This is a genomic window from Pseudomonas gebzensis (assembly GCF_034427815.1).
GTDB lineage: Bacteria > Pseudomonadota > Gammaproteobacteria > Pseudomonadales > Pseudomonadaceae > Aquipseudomonas.
Genome location: NZ_JAXQNS010000037.1, coordinates 1 through 781, shown reverse-complemented (window position 1 = coordinate 781; position 781 = coordinate 1). Strand labels below are relative to the sequence as shown.

The following is a 781-nucleotide window of genomic DNA, read 5'->3' as shown; positions in this document are numbered from 1 at the left end:
GCCTTGGTAAGCATCGTCGCTGACCGCAACGTTGACAGTCCCGGAGCTTTGACCAACAGCAATCGTGATGTTTTGACCATTGGCCAACGTCACCACAACAGGCGTGCCGGTGACTGGAGCACCCACCGACGCCGTATAAGTGATTACCCCACCCTCAGCAACCGAAGGCGCCGCCGTCAGCGTAACCGTGGTGGTATCGATGGTGTCCGTAACCGCAGTGACTGCCGGCGCAGAATTAACCGCGAGGTTCTCAAAATTGCCGCCGGTGGCATTGGTGATTTGTGCAGTAACCTGACCCGCATCGACGTACGGATCATCCGCAGGCGCCGCAACAGTGACGCTACCCGACGTCTGATTGGCAGCAATGGTAATGACCTGGCCGTTGCTCAAGGTCACGGTCACTGGCGAACCAGCTGGGTTGGTCAGAGTGGCGGTGTAAACAATCGAACCGCCCTCGGCCACAGCAGGCGTAGCAGCGAGCGACACAGTTGTCGTGGTCTGTACATCGGTTACAGCCGTGGTGACCGGCGACTGATTAGCCACCAGATTCTCGTAGTTACCGCCGGACACGTTCGTGATGTTCGTGGTGACTGGGGCATGGCCTTGGTAAGCATCGTCGCTGACCGCAACGTTGACAGTCCCGGAGCTTTGACCGACAGCAATCGTGATGTTTTGACCATTGGCCAACGTCACCACAACCGGCGTGCCGGTGACTGGAGCACCCACCGACGCGGTGTAAGTGATCACCCCACCTTCAGCAACCGAAGGCGCCGCCGTCAGG

1 protein-coding gene is annotated in these 781 nt (G+C 59.0%); it reads right to left on the bottom strand.

What is annotated here, in order from left to right:
* A partial coding sequence (locus SJI00_RS22355) for an immunoglobulin-like domain-containing protein (RefSeq protein ID WP_322463857.1) occupies positions 1-781 on the bottom strand: 781 nt, incomplete at both ends.